This is a genomic window from Nocardioides sp. Soil805, from assembly GCF_001429625.1.
GTDB lineage: Bacteria > Actinomycetota > Actinomycetes > Propionibacteriales > Nocardioidaceae > Nocardioides.
Genome location: NZ_LMSU01000001.1, coordinates 1,323,508 through 1,341,283, shown reverse-complemented (window position 1 = coordinate 1,341,283; position 17,776 = coordinate 1,323,508). Strand labels below are relative to the sequence as shown.

At 71.3% G+C, this 17,776-nt stretch carries 14 protein-coding genes; 11 read left to right on the top strand and 3 right to left on the bottom strand.

From position 1 onward, the window contains the following. Position 1: 1 nt before the first annotated feature. Complete coding sequence (locus tag ASG94_RS06650; RefSeq protein WP_056925534.1) at positions 2 to 1,000, top strand: DNA topoisomerase IB; 999 nt, start codon at positions 2 to 4, stop codon at positions 998 to 1,000. 15 nt (positions 1,001 to 1,015) lie between these two features. Here ASG94_RS06650 and serC read toward each other — a convergent pair whose 3' ends face one another. Further along, positions 1,016 to 2,131: a phosphoserine transaminase gene (serC, locus tag ASG94_RS06645; protein ID WP_082623974.1), complete on the bottom strand. Its 1,116-nt coding sequence runs from the start codon at positions 2,129 to 2,131 to the stop codon at positions 1,016 to 1,018. Between the two features lie 55 nt (positions 2,132 to 2,186). Between serC and ASG94_RS06640 the strand changes: the two genes are divergently transcribed. Then, a complete protein-coding gene (locus tag ASG94_RS06640) occupies positions 2,187 to 2,732 on the top strand; it encodes a GNAT family N-acetyltransferase (protein WP_235537151.1) in 546 nt (181 codons plus the stop codon). Between the two features lie 144 nt (positions 2,733 to 2,876). Then, positions 2,877 to 3,512 (top strand): hypothetical protein, encoded by a 636-nt coding sequence (locus tag ASG94_RS06635; protein ID WP_056925533.1) that lies wholly within the window; start codon positions 2,877 to 2,879, stop codon positions 3,510 to 3,512. Between the two features lie 24 nt (positions 3,513 to 3,536). On the opposite strand, the gene ASG94_RS06630 is transcribed toward ASG94_RS06635, so the two are convergent. Continuing rightward, positions 3,537 to 4,643: a citrate synthase 2 gene (locus ASG94_RS06630; RefSeq protein WP_056925532.1), complete on the bottom strand. Its 1,107-nt coding sequence runs from the start codon at positions 4,641 to 4,643 to the stop codon at positions 3,537 to 3,539. A gap of 138 nt (positions 4,644 to 4,781) precedes the next feature. On the opposite strand from ASG94_RS06630, the gene pdxH reads away from it, so the two are divergent. The 8 genes from pdxH (at position 4,782) to ASG94_RS06590 (ending at position 16,039) form a co-directional block, all read left to right on the top strand. Further along, a complete protein-coding gene (gene pdxH, locus ASG94_RS06625) occupies positions 4,782 to 5,447 on the top strand; it encodes a pyridoxamine 5'-phosphate oxidase (RefSeq protein ID WP_056925531.1) in 666 nt (221 codons plus the stop codon). 194 nt (positions 5,448 to 5,641) lie between these two features. Continuing rightward, on the top strand, positions 5,642 to 6,502 hold the full coding sequence (ppk2, locus tag ASG94_RS06620) for a polyphosphate kinase 2 (RefSeq protein ID WP_056925530.1): 861 nt from the start codon (positions 5,642 to 5,644) through the stop codon (positions 6,500 to 6,502). Further along, the gene (locus ASG94_RS06615) at positions 6,499 to 9,237 is read left to right on the top strand and encodes a cation-translocating P-type ATPase (RefSeq protein ID WP_056925529.1); all 2,739 of its coding nucleotides are present in this window, start codon (positions 6,499 to 6,501) and stop codon (positions 9,235 to 9,237) included. Before ppk2 ends, ASG94_RS06615 begins: the two co-directional genes overlap by 4 nt. Before the next feature lie 81 nt (positions 9,238 to 9,318). Then, positions 9,319 to 9,894: a TetR/AcrR family transcriptional regulator gene (locus tag ASG94_RS06610; RefSeq protein ID WP_056925528.1), complete on the top strand. Its 576-nt coding sequence runs from the start codon at positions 9,319 to 9,321 to the stop codon at positions 9,892 to 9,894. After that, positions 9,894 to 11,627 carry an ABC transporter ATP-binding protein gene (locus ASG94_RS06605; RefSeq protein ID WP_056925527.1) on the top strand — a complete coding sequence of 578 codons (1,734 nt, stop codon included), beginning with the start codon at positions 9,894 to 9,896 and terminating at the stop codon, positions 11,625 to 11,627. Before ASG94_RS06610 ends, ASG94_RS06605 begins: the two co-directional genes overlap by 1 nt. Next, entirely contained in the window at positions 11,624 to 13,591 is a 1,968-nt protein-coding gene (locus tag ASG94_RS06600; RefSeq protein ID WP_056925526.1) for an ABC transporter ATP-binding protein, read from the top strand. The genes ASG94_RS06605 and ASG94_RS06600 overlap by 4 nt, the downstream gene beginning before the upstream one ends. 388 nt (positions 13,592 to 13,979) lie before the next feature. Beyond that, a complete protein-coding gene (locus tag ASG94_RS06595) occupies positions 13,980 to 15,599 on the top strand; it encodes an MDR family MFS transporter (RefSeq protein WP_327152772.1) in 1,620 nt (539 codons plus the stop codon). Then, entirely contained in the window at positions 15,596 to 16,039 is a 444-nt protein-coding gene (locus tag ASG94_RS06590; protein ID WP_056925525.1) for a MarR family winged helix-turn-helix transcriptional regulator, read from the top strand. Before ASG94_RS06595 ends, ASG94_RS06590 begins: the two co-directional genes overlap by 4 nt. A gap of 90 nt (positions 16,040 to 16,129) precedes the next feature. Here ASG94_RS06590 and ASG94_RS06585 read toward each other — a convergent pair whose 3' ends face one another. Then, positions 16,130 to 17,761 (bottom strand): glycoside hydrolase family 13 protein, encoded by a 1,632-nt coding sequence (locus ASG94_RS06585; protein ID WP_056925524.1) that lies wholly within the window; start codon positions 17,759 to 17,761, stop codon positions 16,130 to 16,132. Positions 17,762 to 17,776 lie beyond the last annotated feature (15 nt).

Sequence of the window (17,776 nt, the reverse complement as noted above, 5' to 3'; positions counted from 1 at the left end):
CATGCCCCGCCTGCGCCGTACCGCCCCTGACCAACCGGGCTGGACTCGACGCCGGGTGGGCAAGGGCTTCACCTACCTCGACCAGCACGGGGAGAGGCTCGGCGGCGACGAGGTCCAGCGCTGCAAGGACCTGGTGATCCCGCCGGCCTGGCAGGACGTCTGGATCACGCCGTACGCCAACGGCCACCTGCAGGCGGTCGGCACCGACGACGCCGGGCGGCGTCAGTACCTCTACCACCCGCAGTGGCGGGCGAGCCGGGACGCGGCGAAGTTCGAGCGGATCATCGACTTCGGCAAGGCGATGTCCAAGGCCCGGGAGCGGGTGCTCACCGACCTCGGCACCGAGGGGATGACCCAGGAGCGCGCCTGCGCCGTCGCGGTCCGGCTGCTCGACCTCGGCTACTTCCGGATCGGAAACGACGTCTACACCGACACCAACGGCTCCTTCGGCCTGACCACCCTGCTGCGCGAGCACGTGACCAAGCGTCGCGGCAGGCTGACGTTCTGCTTCGTGGGCAAGTCCGGCGTCGAGCACTGCATCGAGATCGACGACGAGGCGACCGTCGCCGCCCTCGACGTGATGCGCGCCCGCCGCGGTGGCGGCGACCGGCTGCTGGCGTGGAAGGACGGGCGGACGTGGCGTGGCCTCGACTCCGGCCAGGTCAACGACTACGTGCGGGAGGCGACCGGGATCGAGGCCACGGCCAAGGACTTCCGGACCTGGCACGCCACCGTGATCGCGGCCGCCGCCCTGGCCGGCACCGACGAGCCGGGGCAGACCAAGGCGTCGCGCAAGCGCGCGGTCGCGGCCACCATGAAGGAGGTCTCGGAGTTCCTCGGCAACACCCCGACCCTGGCGCGCACGGCCTACGTCGACCCACGGGTGGTCGAGGCCTACGAGCACGGGAGGACGATCACGGTGCGCTCGTCGTACGACACCGCCGACGCGCGCCAGGCTGCCCTCGAGCGGGCCGTGCTGCGCCTGCTCAAGGACGCCTGACCCGCGTCCGGTGGGTCAGAGGCGCTCGACCACGTGGTCGATGCAGGCGGTGAGCCGCCGGACGTCCTCCGGGTCGATCGCGGGGTACATCGCGATGCGCAGCTGGTTGCGGCCGAGCTTGCGGTAGGGCTCGGTGTCCACGATGCCGTTGGCCCGCAGGACCTTGGCGATCGCGGCGGCGTCGATGGCGTCGTCGAAGTCGACGGTGCCGATCACCAGCGAGCGGTGGCTCGGGTCCGTGACGTACGGCGTGGTGTACGACGTCTTCTCGGCCCAGCCGTAGAGCGCGTCCGAGCTGGCGGTGGTCCGTTCGACCATGCCGGCCAGCCCGCCCTGGGCGTTCATCCAGTCCAGCTGCTCGGCCATGAGGAACAGCGTGGCGACCGAGGGCGTGTTGTAGGTCTGGTTCTTGGCGGAGTTGTCGATGGCCGTCGGCAGGTCGAAGAAGGCGGGGACGTGCCGGTCGGTGGCGGCGATCTCGGCGGCCCGCTCGAGGGCCTTCGGCGACATCAGGGCGACCCACAGGCCGCCGTCGGAGGCGAAGCACTTCTGCGGGGCGAAGTAGTAGGCGTCGACCTGCGTGAGGTCGACCGGGAGGCCGCCGGCCCCGGAGGTCGCGTCGACCAGCACGACCGAGTCGTCGTGGACGGGCCGCACGACCGGCGCCATGACGGCGGTGGAGGTCTCGTTGTGCGCCCACGCGTAGGCGTCCACGCCCTCCTCGGCCACGGCGTCGGGACGCGAGCCGGGGTCGCTGGAGATGACCGTGGGGTCCTCGAGCCACGGCGCCTGCTGGGCGGCCTTGGCGAACTTGGAGGAGAACTCCCCGAAGGTCAGGTGCTGGCTCTTGCGCCGGATCAGGCCGTAGGTCGCGATGTCCCAGAACGCGGTCGCACCGCCGTTGCCGAGCACGACCTCGTAGCCCTCGGGCAGGTCGAAGAGCGACGCGAGGCCCTCGCGCACGCGCCCGACGGTGTTCTTGACCGGCGCCTGGCGGTGCGAGGTGCCCATCAGCGTGCTGCCGGTCGCCGCGAGGGCGTCGAGGTGGCTGGTCTGGATCTTCGACGGCCCGGCGCCGAAGCGGCCGTCGGCGGGCAGGAGGTCGGTGGGGATCTGGATCGCGTCGTTCACGAAAGAAGGCCTTCCGGGGAGTCAGTGGTGAGAGGTCCCTGACTACGCTGTCAGCGTGCACAGCCTCTCATCCGACGCACCCGGCGTGGCAGCGGGTCCACCAGTCGAGGCGCCCCGGCCGGCGCTCCGGCTGGAGATCGAGCGGGTGCCGATCACCGCTCCCGACGCGGTCCTGCTGGTCGAGCAGGTGCAGGAGGAGTACGTCGCGCGCTACGGCGGTCGTGACGAGTCCCCGATCGACGCCAGCGAGTTCGAGGACCCGACCGGGATGTTCTTCGTGGGTCGCCTCGACGGCGTCCCGGTCACCTCGGGTGCCTGGCGGCGGCGTACGGACATCCTGCTCGCCGGCACGACGCGCACCGCCGAGGTGAAGCGGATGTACGTCGCGCCCCCGGCGCGCGGCCTGGGCCTGGCGCGGAGGATGCTGGCGCACCTCGAGGCGACCGCCCGCGACGCCGGCGCGGAGGCCATCGTGCTCGAGACGGGGGAGAAGCAGCCCGAGGCGATCGAGCTCTACTCCTCGGCGGGCTACGACCGCATCGAGGGCTTCGGCTACTACCGCGACTCCCCGCTGAGCCGCTGCTTCGGCAAGCCGCTCTGACACTCGTTGGTCGGCGGGATCGTCGGATGTCCAGTCGACACGCCGGGCCCTGACCACTTCTTTCCCCATTCGCCCCACGCGTCCCTCCCCGCGCACCTAGCCTCGTCCCGGGTCGACGGGCGACCGACGGGGCGAGGAGGGGACATGCGCAGGGGACTGACGGTGGTGCTCGCCGTCCTCTCGAGCCTCGTGGTCTCCGCGGGCCTGCTCACGGTTCCGGCGCACGCCACGTCGACCCACGCCACCTCGTCCGACGCCACGGCGTCCCAGCGCTACGCCATGCCCGTCGAGGCCTACCCGCCCTACCAGCCACAGAAGACGTGCGCCCGCAAGGACAAGCCCGGCACCGTCGCGCTGGGTCGGTGGCTGGTCGCCCGCGGCGGCGTGTACGGCGGCACCCTGCGCGCCTGCTCGAGCGGTGGCCAGTCCGAGCACAAGGACGGGCGCGCCTTCGACTGGATGCTCGACGCCAGCGACCCCGACGACCGCGCGATCGCCGACGCGTTCCTCATCGAGGCCTTCGCCGACGACGAGCTTGGCGACACCGACGCGCTGGCCCGCCGGATGGGCATCATGTACGTCATCTGGAACGACCGGATGTACGCCGCCTGGGACGGCTTCGAGCCCACGAAGTACCTCAGCTCCGGCTGCCGGACCCGCCGGGCCTGCTCGGTCACGCTGCGGCACCGCGACCACGTGCACGTCTCGCTCAGCAAGGCGGGGGCCCGCGGGCTCACCAGCTGGTACGTCGAGCAGGCCCTCGCGCCGCCGACCGCCTGAGCGGCCGGCCCGAGGGCGCTGCGATCAGGCGCCCCAGCCCTCGTCCCAGCCGTCCACGGCGGACGCGGGGCGCGAGGGCGGGCCGGTGTAGATCGCCGAGGGCCGGATGAGCCGGCCGGTGCGCTTCTGCTCCAGGATGTGCGCCGACCAGCCGCCGGTGCGGGCGCAGGTGAACATCGAGGTGAACATGGTCGGCGGCACCTCGGCGAAGTCGAGGACGATCGCGGCCCAGAACTCCACGTTCGTCTCGAGCACGCGGTCGGGGCGCCGCTCACGCAGCTCGGCGAGGGCTGCCTGCTCGAGAGCCTCGGCGACGGCGTAGCGCGGGGCGTCGAGCTCCTTGGCGGTCCGGCGCAGGACCCGGGCCCGCGGGTCCTCGGCGCGGTAGACGCGGTGGCCGAAGCCCATCAGTCGCTCGCCGTTGTCGAGCAGCTCCTTGACGTACGACGCGGCGTCGCCGTCGCGCCGCTCCACCTCCTCGATCATCCCGAGCACCCGGGACGGTGCCCCGCCGTGCAGGGGGCCGCTCATGGCGCCGATCGCGCCCGAGAAGGCAGCGGCCACGTCGGCGCCGGTCGAGGTGATGACCCGGGCGGTGAAGGTGGAGGCGTTCATGCCGTGCTCGGCGGCCGAGGACCAGTAGGCGTCGATGGCCTTGACGTGCTTGGGGTCGGCCTCGCCCTTCCAGCGGATCAGGAACTTCTCCGCCAGGGTGCCCCCCTGGTCGACCTCCTTCTGGGAGACGACCGGCAGGTGCAGTCCGCGCGCGGACTGGGCGGCGTACGACAGGACCATGACGGCCACCCGCGCGAGGTCCTCGCGGGCCTGCTCGTCAGTGATGTCGTAGGTCTGCCCGAAGCCGAAGGCGGGGGCGAGCATCGCGACGGCGGCCTGCACGTCCACGCGGACGTCGCCGGTGTGGACGGGCAGGTTGAAGGGCTCGGCCGCGGGCAGGCCGGGCGTGTAGGAGCCGTCGATGAGCAGCCCCCAGATGTTCTCGAACGGGACCCGGCCGACGATCTCCTCGATGTCGACGCCGCGGTAGCGCAGCGCCGACCCCTCCTTGTCGGGCTCGGCGATCTCGGTCTCGAACGCGACGACTCCCTCGAGTCCGTGGTGCACCTGCGTCATGTCCGTGCGCTCCTCTGCGGCCTGCGTGTGGATGCGCCGGCGGGGTGGGCGGGCGCAATGGCCCGCGGAGGCGGGCGCCTCATTGTGCACCTGCCGTGGGGCCCCGGCGCCACCGCACGCCGGGCTAGGGTCGCAGCCATGGAGCCCGCCGACCCCGCCGCCGCCCCTGCCGTGGACCTGGCGGCCCTGCGCGAGGAGTACTCCCGCGGGGGTCTCGACCTCCCCGACCTCGATCCGGACCCGATCGAGATGTTCGCCCGCTGGCTGCGGGAGGCCGTCGAGGCCCGGCTGCACGAGCCCAACGCGATGGTGGTCGCGACCGCCACCCCGGACGGCGCCCCCTCGTCGCGGATGGTCCTGCTCAAGGGCCTGGGGCCCGACGGCTTCGTGTTCTTCACCAACGAGGAGTCGCGCAAGGGAGAGGAGCTGGCGGCCAACCCGCGCTGCGCGCTGCTCTTCCCGTGGCACCCGGTGGAGCGCCAGGTCCGGGTCGAGGGCACCGCCACCCCGTTGCCGCGCGCCGAGGTGGAGGCCTACTTCCACTCCCGCCCGCGCGGCGCCCAGCTGGGAGCCTGGGCCTCACGGCAGTCCTCGGTCGTGGCGAGCAGGGCCGCGCTGGCGGCGGACTACGCGCGGGTGCAGGAGCAGTTCCCGGGCGAGGTCGACGTGCCGGACCACTGGGGCGGCTACCGGGTGCGCCCGGAGGTCGTGGAGTTCTGGCAGGGGCGCAGCAGCCGCATGCACGACCGCCTGGTCTACAGCCGTACGCCGTCCGGCTGGGCCGTGCGCCGCCTCGCCCCGTAGTCGTCGGGCCCGGCCCGCCGCCGGTCACCAGAGATCGCTCGTGCCCTCACCGCAGTCATCCCCCCGGGGGGAGGCGACGCCGTCCGCCCGTGCCGAGAGTGGGTCGCCAGAGGTGGGCGACCGCGCCGCCTCGTCGGCCGCGTGGCTGACCGGTGGCGCGCCGTACGTCCCCGATACCGGTGAGGGCGATCTCCATGAGCAAGCACCACACGACGGCGGGGCACCAGCCGGCCACGGACGACGCCCCCGCCCCGGACGGGGCGAGGAGGCTGCACCGGCGGGAGTACGAGGCCGAGCTCGCGACGCTCCAGGCCGAGCTCGTCGCCCTCCAGGAGTGGGTCAAGGCCAGCGGCGCCAGGATCTGCGTCGTGTTCGAGGGTCGTGACACCGCCGGCAAGGGCGGCACGATCAAGCGGATCGTGGAACGGGTCAGCCCCCGGGTCTTCCGCGTGGTCGCGCTGCCCACGCCCACCGAGCGGCAGAAGTCGCAGATGTACATCCAGCGCTACATGGAGCACTTCCCGGCCGCGGGGGAGGTGATCGTCTTCGACCGCAGCTGGTACAACCGCGCCGGCGTCGAGCGGGTCATGGGCTTCTGCACCCCCGAGGAGGCCGAGAAGTTCCTCGAGCAGGCGCCCGGGTTCGAGCGGGCGATGGTGGACTCGGGGATCATCCTCCTCAAGTACTGGCTCGAGGTGTCCGAGGCGGAGCAGACGCGACGCATCGAGAGCCGGATCCACGACCCGCGCAAGGTGTGGAAGCTCTCCGGCATGGACCTGTTGTCCTACAGCCGCTGGTACGACTACTCCCGGGCCCGCGACGCGATGTTCGCCGCCACCGACACGGCCTGGGCGCCCTGGTTCGTCGTGCACAGCGACGACAAGAAGCGCGGTCGCCTGAACCTGATCAGCCACCTGCTCACCCAGATCCCGTACGCACCGCTCGAGGCCACGAAGGTCGAGCTGCCCAAGCGCCAGAAGCCGGGGGACTACCGGAGGCCGGCCCTGGTTCCCCGCAACATCGACGACCACTTCTACGAGGGGGGACGGGCGTGACCGCGACCGAGCGCCCGCCCGCCGGTGCGCCGGGCACGGCGGCGCCGCAGGTCCCCTGGTACGCGCAGGCGATCGACGAGGTCGCGGCCCGCCTCGAGGTCGACCCGCGCACCGGTCTCACGCAAGCCGAGGCGCAGCGACGCCTCGCAGAGACCGGGCCCAACGCCCTCGCCGCTCCCGAGGCCGCGCCGGTCTGGAAGCGGTTCCTCGCCCACTACCGCGAGTACATGCAGATCGTCCTGGTCGTGGCCGCTCTCGTCAGCCTGTTGATCGGCGAGTACGGGACCGCCGTGGGGCTGACCCTGCTGACGCTCTTCAACGCCTGGCTCGGCTACCACCAGGAGGGCAAGGCCGAGGCAGCGGCCGCGGCCCTGGGCGCCATGATGAAGGCCGTCGCGAAGGTACGCCGCGACGGCGACGTGACCGAGGTGCCGGCCGAGGAACTGGTGCCGGGGGACATCGTCCTGCTCGACGCCGGTGACCGGGTGCCCGCGGACGGGCGCGTGATCGTGGCGGCCACCCTCCAGATCGAGGAAGGCGCCCTGACCGGGGAGAGCGTGGCCGTCGAGAAGCGCACCGAGCCGGTGACCGGACCGGACGTCGCGATCGGCGACCGCGCGGACATGGCGTTCATGAACACGAACGTCACGCGGGGGCACGGCGAGGTCCTCGTCACCACGACCGGCATGGGCTCCGAGGTCGGGCACATCGCGCACATGCTGGCCCAGCAGAAGGGCGAGAAGTCGCCGCTGACCAAGCAGGTCGACCGGCTGACCATCTTCATCATCGTCGCGGCCCTGTTCGCCTTCGTCGCCATCCTGGTGATGGGCCTGGCGCAGGGGGAGTCCTTCACGGTGCTGTTCGGCATCGGTGTCGCGCTCGCCGTCGGCTCGATCCCGGACGCCCTGCCCGCCGTCGTCACCACGATCCTCTCCGTCGGCTCGATGAACATGGCCCAGAAGAACGCCATCATGAAGTCGCTCCCGTCGGTGGAGACGCTCGGCTCCACCTCGGCGATCAACTCCGACAAGACGGGCACCTTGACCCTCAACCAGATGACCGTGCGGGAGATCACGACCGTCGCCCACCACTACACCGTCAGCGGGGAGGGCTACTCCTTCGAGGGCCAGGTGCACCGCACCACCGGCGACGAGGAGCTCGACCTCGACTACGTGATGTTCCCCTGCGCGCTGTGCAACGACTCCGACATCCAGGACGGCGTCGTGGTGGGCGACCCCACCGAGGGTGCGCTGTACGTGCTCGCCCAGAAGGGCGGCGTCGACGTCAGGGCGTTCCGTCGCAACCACCCGCGCATCGCCTCGGTCCCGTTCGACTCCGACTACAAGTTCATGGCGACGTTCCACCTCATGACCGGCGCCGGCGGCGCACCGGTGGTCCGGGCGTACGTCAAGGGTGCGCCGGACGTGATCCTCGACCGCTCGGGGTCCGCACGGATGTCGGCGAGCCGGAGCGAGACGCTCACCGACGACATGCGCGCTGCCGTGCTGGCCGAGAACGAGCGGATCGCGGCCCAGGGCCGACGAGTGCTCGCGTTCGCCCAGCGCGAGCTCGACCCGTCGACGTTCGACCCCGACGGCGACCTGATGGCCCTCATGCAGGACCTGGAGATGACGGCACTGGTCGGCGAGGTCGACCCTCCGCGGGCCGAGGCCACCAAGGCGATCGCCCAGGCCCGGGAGGCCGGGATCCGGGTGCGGATGATCACCGGCGACCACGCGATCACCGCCGGAGCCATCGCAGCCGAGCTCGGCATCGAGGGCCGGGCGGTGACCGGCACCGAGTTCGCGGCCATGAGCGACGAGGAGGCGGCCGCGGAGATCGAGGGGATCGGCGTGATCGCCCGGGTCGCGCCCGAGCACAAGGTACGGCTCGTGGAGGTGCTCAAGCGCAACGAGAACGTGGTCGCCATGACCGGCGACGGGGTCAACGACGCACCCGCCATCGGGGCCGCGGACATCGGCATCGCGATGGGCATCACCGGCACCGATGTCGCCAAGGGCGCCGCCAAGATGATCCTGGCCGACGACAACTTCGCCACCATCGTCGCCGCCGTGAAGGAGGGACGCTCGGTCTACGACAACCTGCAGAAGTTCCTCCGGATCCAGATCGCCAACCTGTTCATGTTCATCCTCGCCTTCCTCGGCTCGACGGCCTTCGCCGTCGCCGGGACCGCCCTGCTCATCCCGTCGCAGGTGCTGTGGGTCCACATGGCGGTCGTCGCCCCGATCGGGGCCGTGATGGGCCTCGACGTCGCCACCCCCGGGATCATGCGGCGGGCGCCCCGGCCGTTCGACCAGCCGATCATCGTCCGCTCGATGATGGTGCGCCTGTTCGTCGCCGGGGCCTTCATGGCGGCCGCGACGCTGGTCCTCGTCCAGATCGGCCAGTCCCGGTACGACTCGCTCCAGGTCGGGCAGTCGATGGCCATCGTCGGCCTGGGGGTCATGAACGTCGCCCTGGCGCTCAACCTGCGCTTCCCCGAGGACAGCGCCTTCGGGTCCGCCACGCTGTCCAACCCGAAGCTCCTGTGGGCCTTCGCATGGGCCTTCCTCGGTTCCCTGCTCGTCACCGAGACGCGGGTGCTGCAGGACCTCTTCGGCACCAGCCCGCTGACGGGATCCCAGTGGGCGATGTGCCTGGTCCCCGGTGTCGCGCTGCTGGCCCTCGGTGAGCTGTTCAAGCTCGTGGCAGGCGCGAGGCGGCACGCCGGTTGAGGGAGTCGGTGCGGCGGCCCGGGCTGTCGGAGCTGAGCGAAACCGGTTGTGAGTGAGTGCTCACTCACCTAGGCTGGCGCGGTGACCCCCCGTGCCACCGCCATGTCCGCCGCCGATCGCCGCAGGGCGCTCGTCGACGTGACCCTCCCCCTCCTGCACGAGCACGGGCGGGCGGTGACCACCCGGCAGATCGCCGAGGCGGCCGGAGTCGCGGAGGGCACCATCTTCCGCGTCTTCGAGTCCAAGGACGACCTCGTCCAGGCCGCCCTCGACCACGCCTTCGACATCGCGCCTTTCCTCGAGGACCTGCGGCGGGTCGAGCCGGACCAGCCGCTGCGCGACCTGGTCTCGGACCTGGTCACCCTCCTCCAGGTCCGTTTCCGGGGGATCTTCACCCTGATGACCGCGGTCGGCATGGTCGGCCCGCCGACCGGCCGTGCCCACATGAAGCACCCGCGCGAGGAGGCGGAGCAGATCATGACCGAGCTGCTCGCCCCGCACGCCGCGGAGCTGCGTGCCCCGGTGCCGCACGTCGTGCACGTCCTGCGGCTGCTGACCTTCGCCGGCAGCCATCCCCACCTCTCCGACGGCCGGATCCTGTCCGCCGACGAGATCGTCACCACCGTCCTCGACGGTCTGCTCGCAAAGGTCGACTGATGCTCCTGCGCCTCGTCCGCACCCACCTCGCGCCGTACCGGCGTCCGATCGCCGCGATCGTGGCGCTCCAGTTCGTCGGCACCCTCGCGATGCTCTACCTGCCGAGCCTCAACGCCCAGATCATCGACAACGGGGTGGTGCTCGGCGACACCGGCTACATCGTGCAGCGCGGGGCGGTCATGCTCGCCGTCTCGATCGCCCAGGCGTCGTGCGCGATCGCCGCCGTGTGGTTCGCCGCGCGGACCGCGATGAGCTTCGGGCGCGACCTGCGCGCGGAGATCTTCCGCCGGGTGGGCACGTTCTCGGCCCGGGAGGTGCAGCACTTCGGCGCGCCGTCGCTCATCACCCGCGACACCAACGACGTCCAGCAGGTGCAGATGCTGGTCCTGATGGGCTTCACCATGTTCGTGTCCGCCCCGATCATGATGGTCGGCGCCGTCGTGATGGCGATGCGCGAGGACGTCGGGCTCTCGTGGCTCATCGTGATCGTGGTCCCCGTCCTCGCCACCCTGGTCGGGCTCATCGTGCGGCAGATGGTGCCCAGCTTCCGGCTGATGCAGGAGCGCATCGACGAGGTCAACCGGGTGCTGCGCGAGCAGGTGACCGGGGTCCGCGTCGTGCGCGCCTTCGTCCGCGAGGAGCACGAGACCCGACGCTTCGCCGAGGCCAACGACCAGCTCACCGTGGTCGCCGTACGCGCCGGTCGCTGGCAGGCCGGGCTGTTCCCGGTCGTGATGCTGGTGGCCAACGTCGCGTCCGTCGCGGTGCTGTGGTTCGGCGGCCACCGGGTCGAGTCCGGGGCCATGGAGGTGGGCGCCCTGACGGCGTACCTCACCTACCTCATGCAGATCATCATGAGCGTGATGATGGGGACCTTCATGATGATGATGATCCCGCGTGCCGCCGTGTGCGCCGACCGCATCGTCGAGGTGCTGGACACCGAGAGCAGCGTCGTCGTCGCGGCCGACCCGGTCACCGAGGTCAGCGAGCGCGGCACCCTCGTCCTCGACGGCGTCACCTTCGCCTACCCCGGCGCCGAGGAGCCGGTGCTGCGCGGCGTCGACCTGGAGGCCCGGCCGGGGCAGACGATCGCCGTCGTCGGCTCGACCGGCGCAGGCAAGTCGACCCTCGTCAACCTGGTGCCGCGGCTCTTCGACGCCACCTCCGGCACCGTGTACGTCGACGGGGTCGACGTCCGCGCGCTCGACCCGCAGGTGCTCTGGTCGCGGCTCGGCCTTGTCCCGCAGAAGGCCTTCCTCTTCTCCGGCACGGTCGCCGACAACCTGCGCTACGGCAAGGCCGACGCGAGCGAGGAGGAGATGTGGCACGCGCTCGAGATCGCCCAGGCCCGTGACTTCGTCGCGGCGATGCCCGACGGGCTGGAGTCGAACGTCTCGCAGGGCGGCAGCAACTTCTCCGGCGGGCAGCGACAACGCCTGGCCATCGCCCGGGCGGTCATCCGCCGACCCGAGATCTACCTCTTCGACGACTCGTTCTCCGCGCTCGACCTGACCACCGACGCCCGGTTGCGGGCCGCGCTGGTGCCCGTCACCCGCGACAGCACGGTCGTCATCGTCGCCCAGCGGGTCTCCACCATCCGCGACGCCGACGTCATCGTCGTCCTCGAGGACGGTGCGGTGGTCGGCCGGGGCACCCACGACGAGCTCCTGGCGACCTGCGGCACCTACCGCGAGATCGTCGAGTCGCAGCTCACGGTGGGAGAGGTCGCATGAGCGAGAGCACGAAGCAGGCCCCCGGCACCCTCAAGCAGACCGAGCGCATCGAGGCCGGCCCCGGCCCCGGTCGCGGCCCGATGGGCGGCGGCATGGTCGGGCAGAAGGCGAGCGCCTTCGGTCCGTCGGCCCGGCGGATGGTCGCCCGGATGTCGCCGTACCGCGCCAAGACGATCGCCGTCATCGCCCTCACCGTGGTGAGCGTCCTGGCCACCGCGTTCGGCCCACGGGTGCTGGGCCGGGCGACCGACCTGATCTTCTCCGGGCTCATCGGTGGCCAGCTGCCCGACGGGCTGACCAAGGACCAGGCCGTCGAGATGCTCCGGCAGCGGGGCGACGACCAGGTCGCCGACATGGTCAGCGGCATGGACGTCGTGCCCGGCCAGGGCGTCGACTTCACGGCCGTGGGCCAGGTGCTCCTGCTCGTGCTGGCGATCTACGTCGGCGCGGCCGCCCTCGGGTGGCTGGCCGGGTGGATCCTCAACGACGTGGTGCAGGGCACCGTGCGCCGGATGCGCTCCGACGTGGAGGACAAGGTGCACCGGCTCCCGCTGGCCTACATCGACCGGCAGCCGCGCGGCGAGCTGCTGAGCCGGGTCTCCAACGACATCGACAACGTGAGCACCACGCTCCAGCAGACCCTCAGCCAGCTGCTCACCTCGGTGCTCACGGTGGTCGCCGTCCTGGCGATGATGTTCTGGATCTCGCCCGTGCTCGCCCTGGTGGCCCTGGTGTCGGTGCCCGTCTCGATGCTGGTGGCCGGCACGGTGATGAAGCGCTCGCAGGGGATGTTCGTCCAGCAGTGGCGGCGTACCGGACGCCTCAACGGACACATCGAGGAGACGTTCTCCGGGCACTCGCTGGTCAAGGTCTTCGGTCGCCAGGGCGAGGCCGAGCGGGTGTTCGCGGAGGAGAACGACGAGCTGCTCAAGGCGTCGTTCGGCGCCCAGTTCGTGAGCGGCCTGATCATGCCGATCATGATGTTCGTCGGGAACCTCAACTACGTCGTCATCGCGGTCCTCGGTGGCCTCCGGGTCGCCAGCGGCACCATGTCGCTGGGCGACGTGCAGGCGTTCATCCAGTACTCCCGGCAGTTCACCCAGCCGCTCACCCAGGTCGCCTCCATGGTCAACCTGCTGCAGTCGGGCGTCGCGTCGGCCGAGCGGGTCTTCGAGCTGCTCGACGCCGAGGAGCAGGAGCCCGACCGCGACGGCGTGCCCGCGACCGAGCGGCACGGCGAGGTGCGCTTCGAGGACGTGTCCTTCTCCTACGACCCCGAGCAGCCGCTCCTCGAGAGGCTCTCCCTCGTCGCCCGACCCGGCCAGACGGTCGCCATCGTCGGCCCGACCGGTGCCGGCAAGACGACGCTGGTCAACCTGGTCGAGCGCTTCTACGAGGTCTCCGCCGGACGGATCACGCTCGACGGCGTCGACATCACCTCGATGCCGCGCAGCGCACTGCGTCGGCAGATCGGCATGGTCCTCCAGGACACCTGGCTGTTCGCCGGCACCATCCGCGACAACATCGCCTACGGCCGTCCGGACGCGACGGAGGCCGAGATCCACCAGGCCGCCGAGGCGACCTTCGTGGACCGCTTCGTCCACTCGCTGCCCGACGGCTACGACACGCTCATCGACGAGGACGGCTCCAACCTCTCCGCGGGCGAGCGGCAGCTGGTGACGATCGCGCGCGCCTTCCTCGCAGCGCCGGACCTGCTGATCCTCGACGAGGCGACCTCGTCGGTCGACACGCGCACGGAGCTGCTGCTCCAGCACGCGATGGCCGCGCTGCGCAGCGACCGGACGTCGTTCGTCATCGCCCACCGGCTCTCCACGATCCGCGACGCGGACCTGATCCTGGTGATGCGCGACGGGGACATCGTCGAGCAGGGAGACCACGACGAGCTGCTCGCCCGCGACGGTGCGTACGCCGCCCTCTACCGCTCGCAGTTCGAGGCGGCGTGAAGGCAGGGGAGAAAAACCCCTTGGCCCGTGCGGCGAGGCGACCTACGGTGGTGGCACACGGAAAGGAGGTGGTCCGAAGCATGAAGTCTTTTCGGATGAGTGAGGTGGCTGCCCGCTAGGCAGCACCAGCCCTAGTCGCCGACGAGCTGCCGGCGAATCCACTGCAGCCACCCGACCCGCAGGCCCCCGGACGTCATCCCCCGGGGCCCCTCCGAGTGGAGACACCGCGAGGGGCAGCAGGCCTGCGGGTCGCTGCATGTCCCGAGTGCCGCACTTCCGGACCACACCGTCGTACCGGGGTGGCGGATGTGGCCGGCGTCACCGCGCTCGCGATGCGGAGGGCCGGGGGAGGAGGAATATAGTTGCCGCTGGCAACCTTCTAGTCCTCATGAATCGAGCTTCCGTGTCCCACCCCGAGTCCGCCACCGTGCCTCCGCCGGCCGTGCAGTCCGGCCAGATGAGCCACCGCGAGGTGCTGGAAGCGCTCAGCGGCCTCCTGCTCGCCATGTTCGTCGCCATGCTGTCGAGCACTATCGTCTCCAACGCCCTGCCGACCATCGTGGCCGATCTCGAGGGCAGCCAGACCGGCTACACCTGGATCGTCGTGGCGACGATGCTCGCCATGACCGCGACCACCCCGATCTGGGGCAAGCTGGCCGACCTCTTCGACAAGAAGGTGCTCGTCCAGTCCGCGCTGGTGATCTTCTCGATCGGCTCCCTCATCGCGGGCTTCGCCCCCAGCATGGAGGTCCTCATCGGTGCCCGCGTGGTGCAGGGCCTGGGCGTGGGTGGACTCACCGCGCTGGTGCAGGTCGTCATCGCCACGATGGTCTCCCCGCGTGAGCGCGGTCGGTACTCCGGCTACATCGGTGCGGTCTTCGCCCTGGCGACCGTGAGCGGCCCGCTGATCGGCGGCCTGCTGGTCGACACCGTCGGCTGGGAGTGGTGCTTCTTCGCCGGACTGCCCGTGGCCGTCCTCGCCTTCGTGGTGCTCCAAAAGACGCTGCACCTGCCCGTCGTCAAGCGCGAGGTGTCCATCGACTACCTCGGCGCTTTCCTGCTCGTCGGCGGCGTCTCGCTGCTGCTGGTCTGGGTCTCCCTGGGTGGCCAGCAGTTCGACTGGACCTCCCTCACCAGTGGTCTCCTCGTCGCGGCCGCCGTCCTCGTCATCGCCGCGGCGGTCTACGTCGAGGCGGCCGTCGCCAAGGACCCGGTGGTCCCGCTGCGGCTCTTCAAGGACCGCACCCTGACCCTGGCCACCATCGCCTCGGTGCTGATCGGCGTCGCGATGTTCGGCTCGACGGTCTACCTCAGCCTGTACTTCCAGCGCGCCAAGGCGATGAGCCCGACCGAGGCCGGCCTGATGTCGGTCTGCATGGTCGGCGGCCTGCTGGTCTCGAGCATCCTGAGCGGCCGGATCATCACGCGCACCGGCCTGTGGAAGCGCTGGCTGGTCGGCGGCATGGTCTTCGTGATCGCCGGCATCGGCCTGCTCTCGACCATCGACGCCGAGACCCCCCTCACCCACACGGGCGCCTTCATGGCGGTCCTGGGCCTCGGCCTCGGCGCCACCATGCAGAACCTGGTCCTGGCCGTGCAGAACAACACGGCGATGGCCGACATGGGTGCCGCCTCCTCGGTCGTGGCGTTCTTCCGGTCCCTCGGTGGCTCGACGGGCATCGCCGTGCTGGGCGCCGTGCTGGCCCACCAGGTCGCCGACGCGGTGGCCGCCGGTGTCGCCCCGATCCTGCGGGCCAACCCGGAGCTGGCGGCGCAGTTCGCCCACCAGAAGGGCGGCGTGCCCGAGCTGTCGACCCTGCCGGAGCCGATCCGCGCGATCTTCGAGAGCGCCTTCGGCGACGCGACCGGCCACATCTTCCTGGTGGCGCTGCCGTTCGCGGTCGGTGCCCTGGTGGCGGTGCTGCTCATCAAGGAGGTGCCGCTGCGCACCACGGTGGACACCGAGCAGGCGGTCGCTCCCGAGGCCACCGTGGCGCTCGAGCGATGAACGACCGGATCCGCACGTTGCACGCCCTCGAGCAGGAGGTCGGGATCCTGATGCGACGGGTGCGCCGTGCGCTCACCGAGCGCGCCGCGCTCGTCCACCCGTCCCTGCAGCCCTCCTCCTACGTCATGCTCGCCCACCTCATCGAGGCGGGACCGCGCCGCTCGGCCGACATCGCCGAGAAGTTCGACCTCGACAAGGGCGCGGTGTCCCGCCAGGTGCAGCACCTCGTGGACCTCGGTCTCGTCGAGCGGGCGCCGGACCCGGACGACGGGCGGGCGACCATCCTGACGGCCACGCCCGAGGCCGTGGAGCGGCTGGAGGCGGTGAGCCGGCGCCGGATCGTGGAGCTCGACGCCCGGCTGGCCGAGTGGACCTCGGAGGACCTCGAGGAGCTGGTCACCCGGTTCGCCCGCTACAACCAGACGCTCGACCGGCACTGATCGACCGGCACTGATCGACCGGCACTGAAATGCAGAACGGCCCGCCCCTTCGGGGGCGGGCCGTTCGGCGTACGCAGCTGGTGTCGGGACTCAGCCGAGCCAGACGCAGGTGTCGCCCGGCAGCACGTCGGTGACCGGGCCGCTGCTGGCCAGGACGCGGCCCGCGGGGAGCGGGACGTCGGTGCTGCCGCAGTTGAGCAGGACGCGGAGGTCGCCGCGGTGCAGCTCCAGCAGGTCGCCGTTGGCCTCGACGAGGGTGACCTCGTCGCCGGCGGGCAGGGCGTGGGCGCGGCGCGCGGCCAGGGCGGCGCGGTAGAACTCCAGCGTCGAGCCCTTGACCCCGGTCTGCGCCTCGACCGTGAGGCCCTTGAACTCGTCCGGCTGCGGGATCCACGGCTGGGCGTCGCCCGGCCCGAAGCCGAAGGGCGCGGAGTCGCCGCCCCACGGGATCGGCACCCGGCAGCCGTCGCGGCCGACCTCGCCGGTGCGGAACCACGACGGGTCCTGCCGGTCCTCGGGCGCGACGTCGACCTGCTCGAGGCCGAGCTCCTCGCCCTGGTAGAGGTAGGAGGAGCCGGGCAGCGCCAGCATCGCCAGGGTGGCGGCCCGGGCGCGGGCCAGGCCCTGCTCGCCGCCGCCGTAGCGGGTGGCGTGGCGTACGACGTCGTGGTTGCTCAGCACCCACGTCGGAGAGGCGCCGACCGGGGCGACGGCCGCGAGGGTGTCGACGACGACCTCGCGGAAGGACTCCGCCGACCAGTCGGCCAGCAGCCACGCGAAGTTGAAGGCCTGGTCGAGCTCGTCGGGCCGGACGAAGGCGGCCATCGACTCGGGGGTCTGCGTCCAGGCCTCGGCGACGGCCATCCGGTCGTCGCCCACGCTGTCGAGGACGTCGTGCCAGCGGCGGTAGACCTCGTGCACCTCCGGCTGGTCCCACATGGGCTCGTCGTTGAGCTCGCGGGAGACCATGGAGTGGTCGGTGTTGACCTGGCCGGAGGTGGGCCGCTCGCCGGCCTTGACCACCTGGTCGCGCAGCGACTCCTCCTTGTAGAGGCCGTGGGCGACGTCGACGCGGAACCCGTCCACGCCCTTGTCGAGCCAGAAGCGCAGGACGTCCTCGAACATGTCGCCGACCTCGGGGTTGCGCCAGTCGAGGTCGGGCTGGGTCGAGTCGAAGAGGTGGAGGTACCACTGGGCGCGCTGTCCTGAGCCCGTCGAAGGGTCCTCGACCCGGGTCCACGCGGGACCGCCGAAGACGGACTCCCAGTTGTTGGGCGGCAGGCTGCCGTCGGGGCCGGAGCCCTCGCGGAACATGAAGCGCGCCCGCTCCGGGCTGCCCGGTCCGGCGGCGAGGGCGGCCTTGAACCACGGGTGCTCGTCGGAGGTGTGGTTGGGCACCAGGTCGACGATGACGCGCAGGTCGAGCTCGTGCGCGGTCTCGATCAGGGTGTCGGCGTCGCCGAGCGCCCCGAACAGCGGGTCGACGTCGGTGTAGTCGGCGACGTCGTACCCGTGATCGCGCTGGGGGGAGGTGTAGAACGGCGTGATCCACAGGGCGTCGACGCCGAGGTCGCGCAGGTAGGGCAGCCGCGACGTGATGCCCGGCAGGTCGCCGATGCCGTCGCCGTCGCTGTCGGCGAAGGACCGGACGTAGACCTGGTAGACGACGGCGTTGCGCCACCACGAGGGGTCGTCGACGATTGGATCGTTCAAATCAGCCATGCGATCTATTCTGGC

Bases quoted from the DNA above. Each gene is read 5' to 3' on its own strand.
- ASG94_RS06650 (WP_056925534.1), top strand. From the start codon at position 2: ATGCCCCGCCTGCGCCGTACCGCCCCTGACCAACCGGGCTGGACTCGA.
- ASG94_RS06635 (WP_056925533.1), top strand. From the start codon at position 2,877: ATGCGCAGGGGACTGACGGTGGTGCTCGCCGTCCTCTCGAGCCTCGTG.
- ASG94_RS06630 (WP_056925532.1), bottom strand. From the start codon at position 4,643: ATGACGCAGGTGCACCACGGACTCGAGGGAGTCGTCGCGTTCGAGACC.
- pdxH (WP_056925531.1), top strand. From the start codon at position 4,782: ATGGAGCCCGCCGACCCCGCCGCCGCCCCTGCCGTGGACCTGGCGGCC.
- ppk2 (WP_056925530.1), top strand. From the start codon at position 5,642: ATGAGCAAGCACCACACGACGGCGGGGCACCAGCCGGCCACGGACGAC.
- ASG94_RS06605 (WP_056925527.1), top strand. From the start codon at position 9,894: ATGCTCCTGCGCCTCGTCCGCACCCACCTCGCGCCGTACCGGCGTCCG.
- ASG94_RS06600 (WP_056925526.1), top strand. From the start codon at position 11,624: ATGAGCGAGAGCACGAAGCAGGCCCCCGGCACCCTCAAGCAGACCGAG.
- ASG94_RS06595 (WP_327152772.1), top strand. From the start codon at position 13,980: ATGAATCGAGCTTCCGTGTCCCACCCCGAGTCCGCCACCGTGCCTCCG.
- ASG94_RS06590 (WP_056925525.1), top strand. From the start codon at position 15,596: ATGAACGACCGGATCCGCACGTTGCACGCCCTCGAGCAGGAGGTCGGG.
- ASG94_RS06585 (WP_056925524.1), bottom strand. From the start codon at position 17,761: ATGGCTGATTTGAACGATCCAATCGTCGACGACCCCTCGTGGTGGCGC.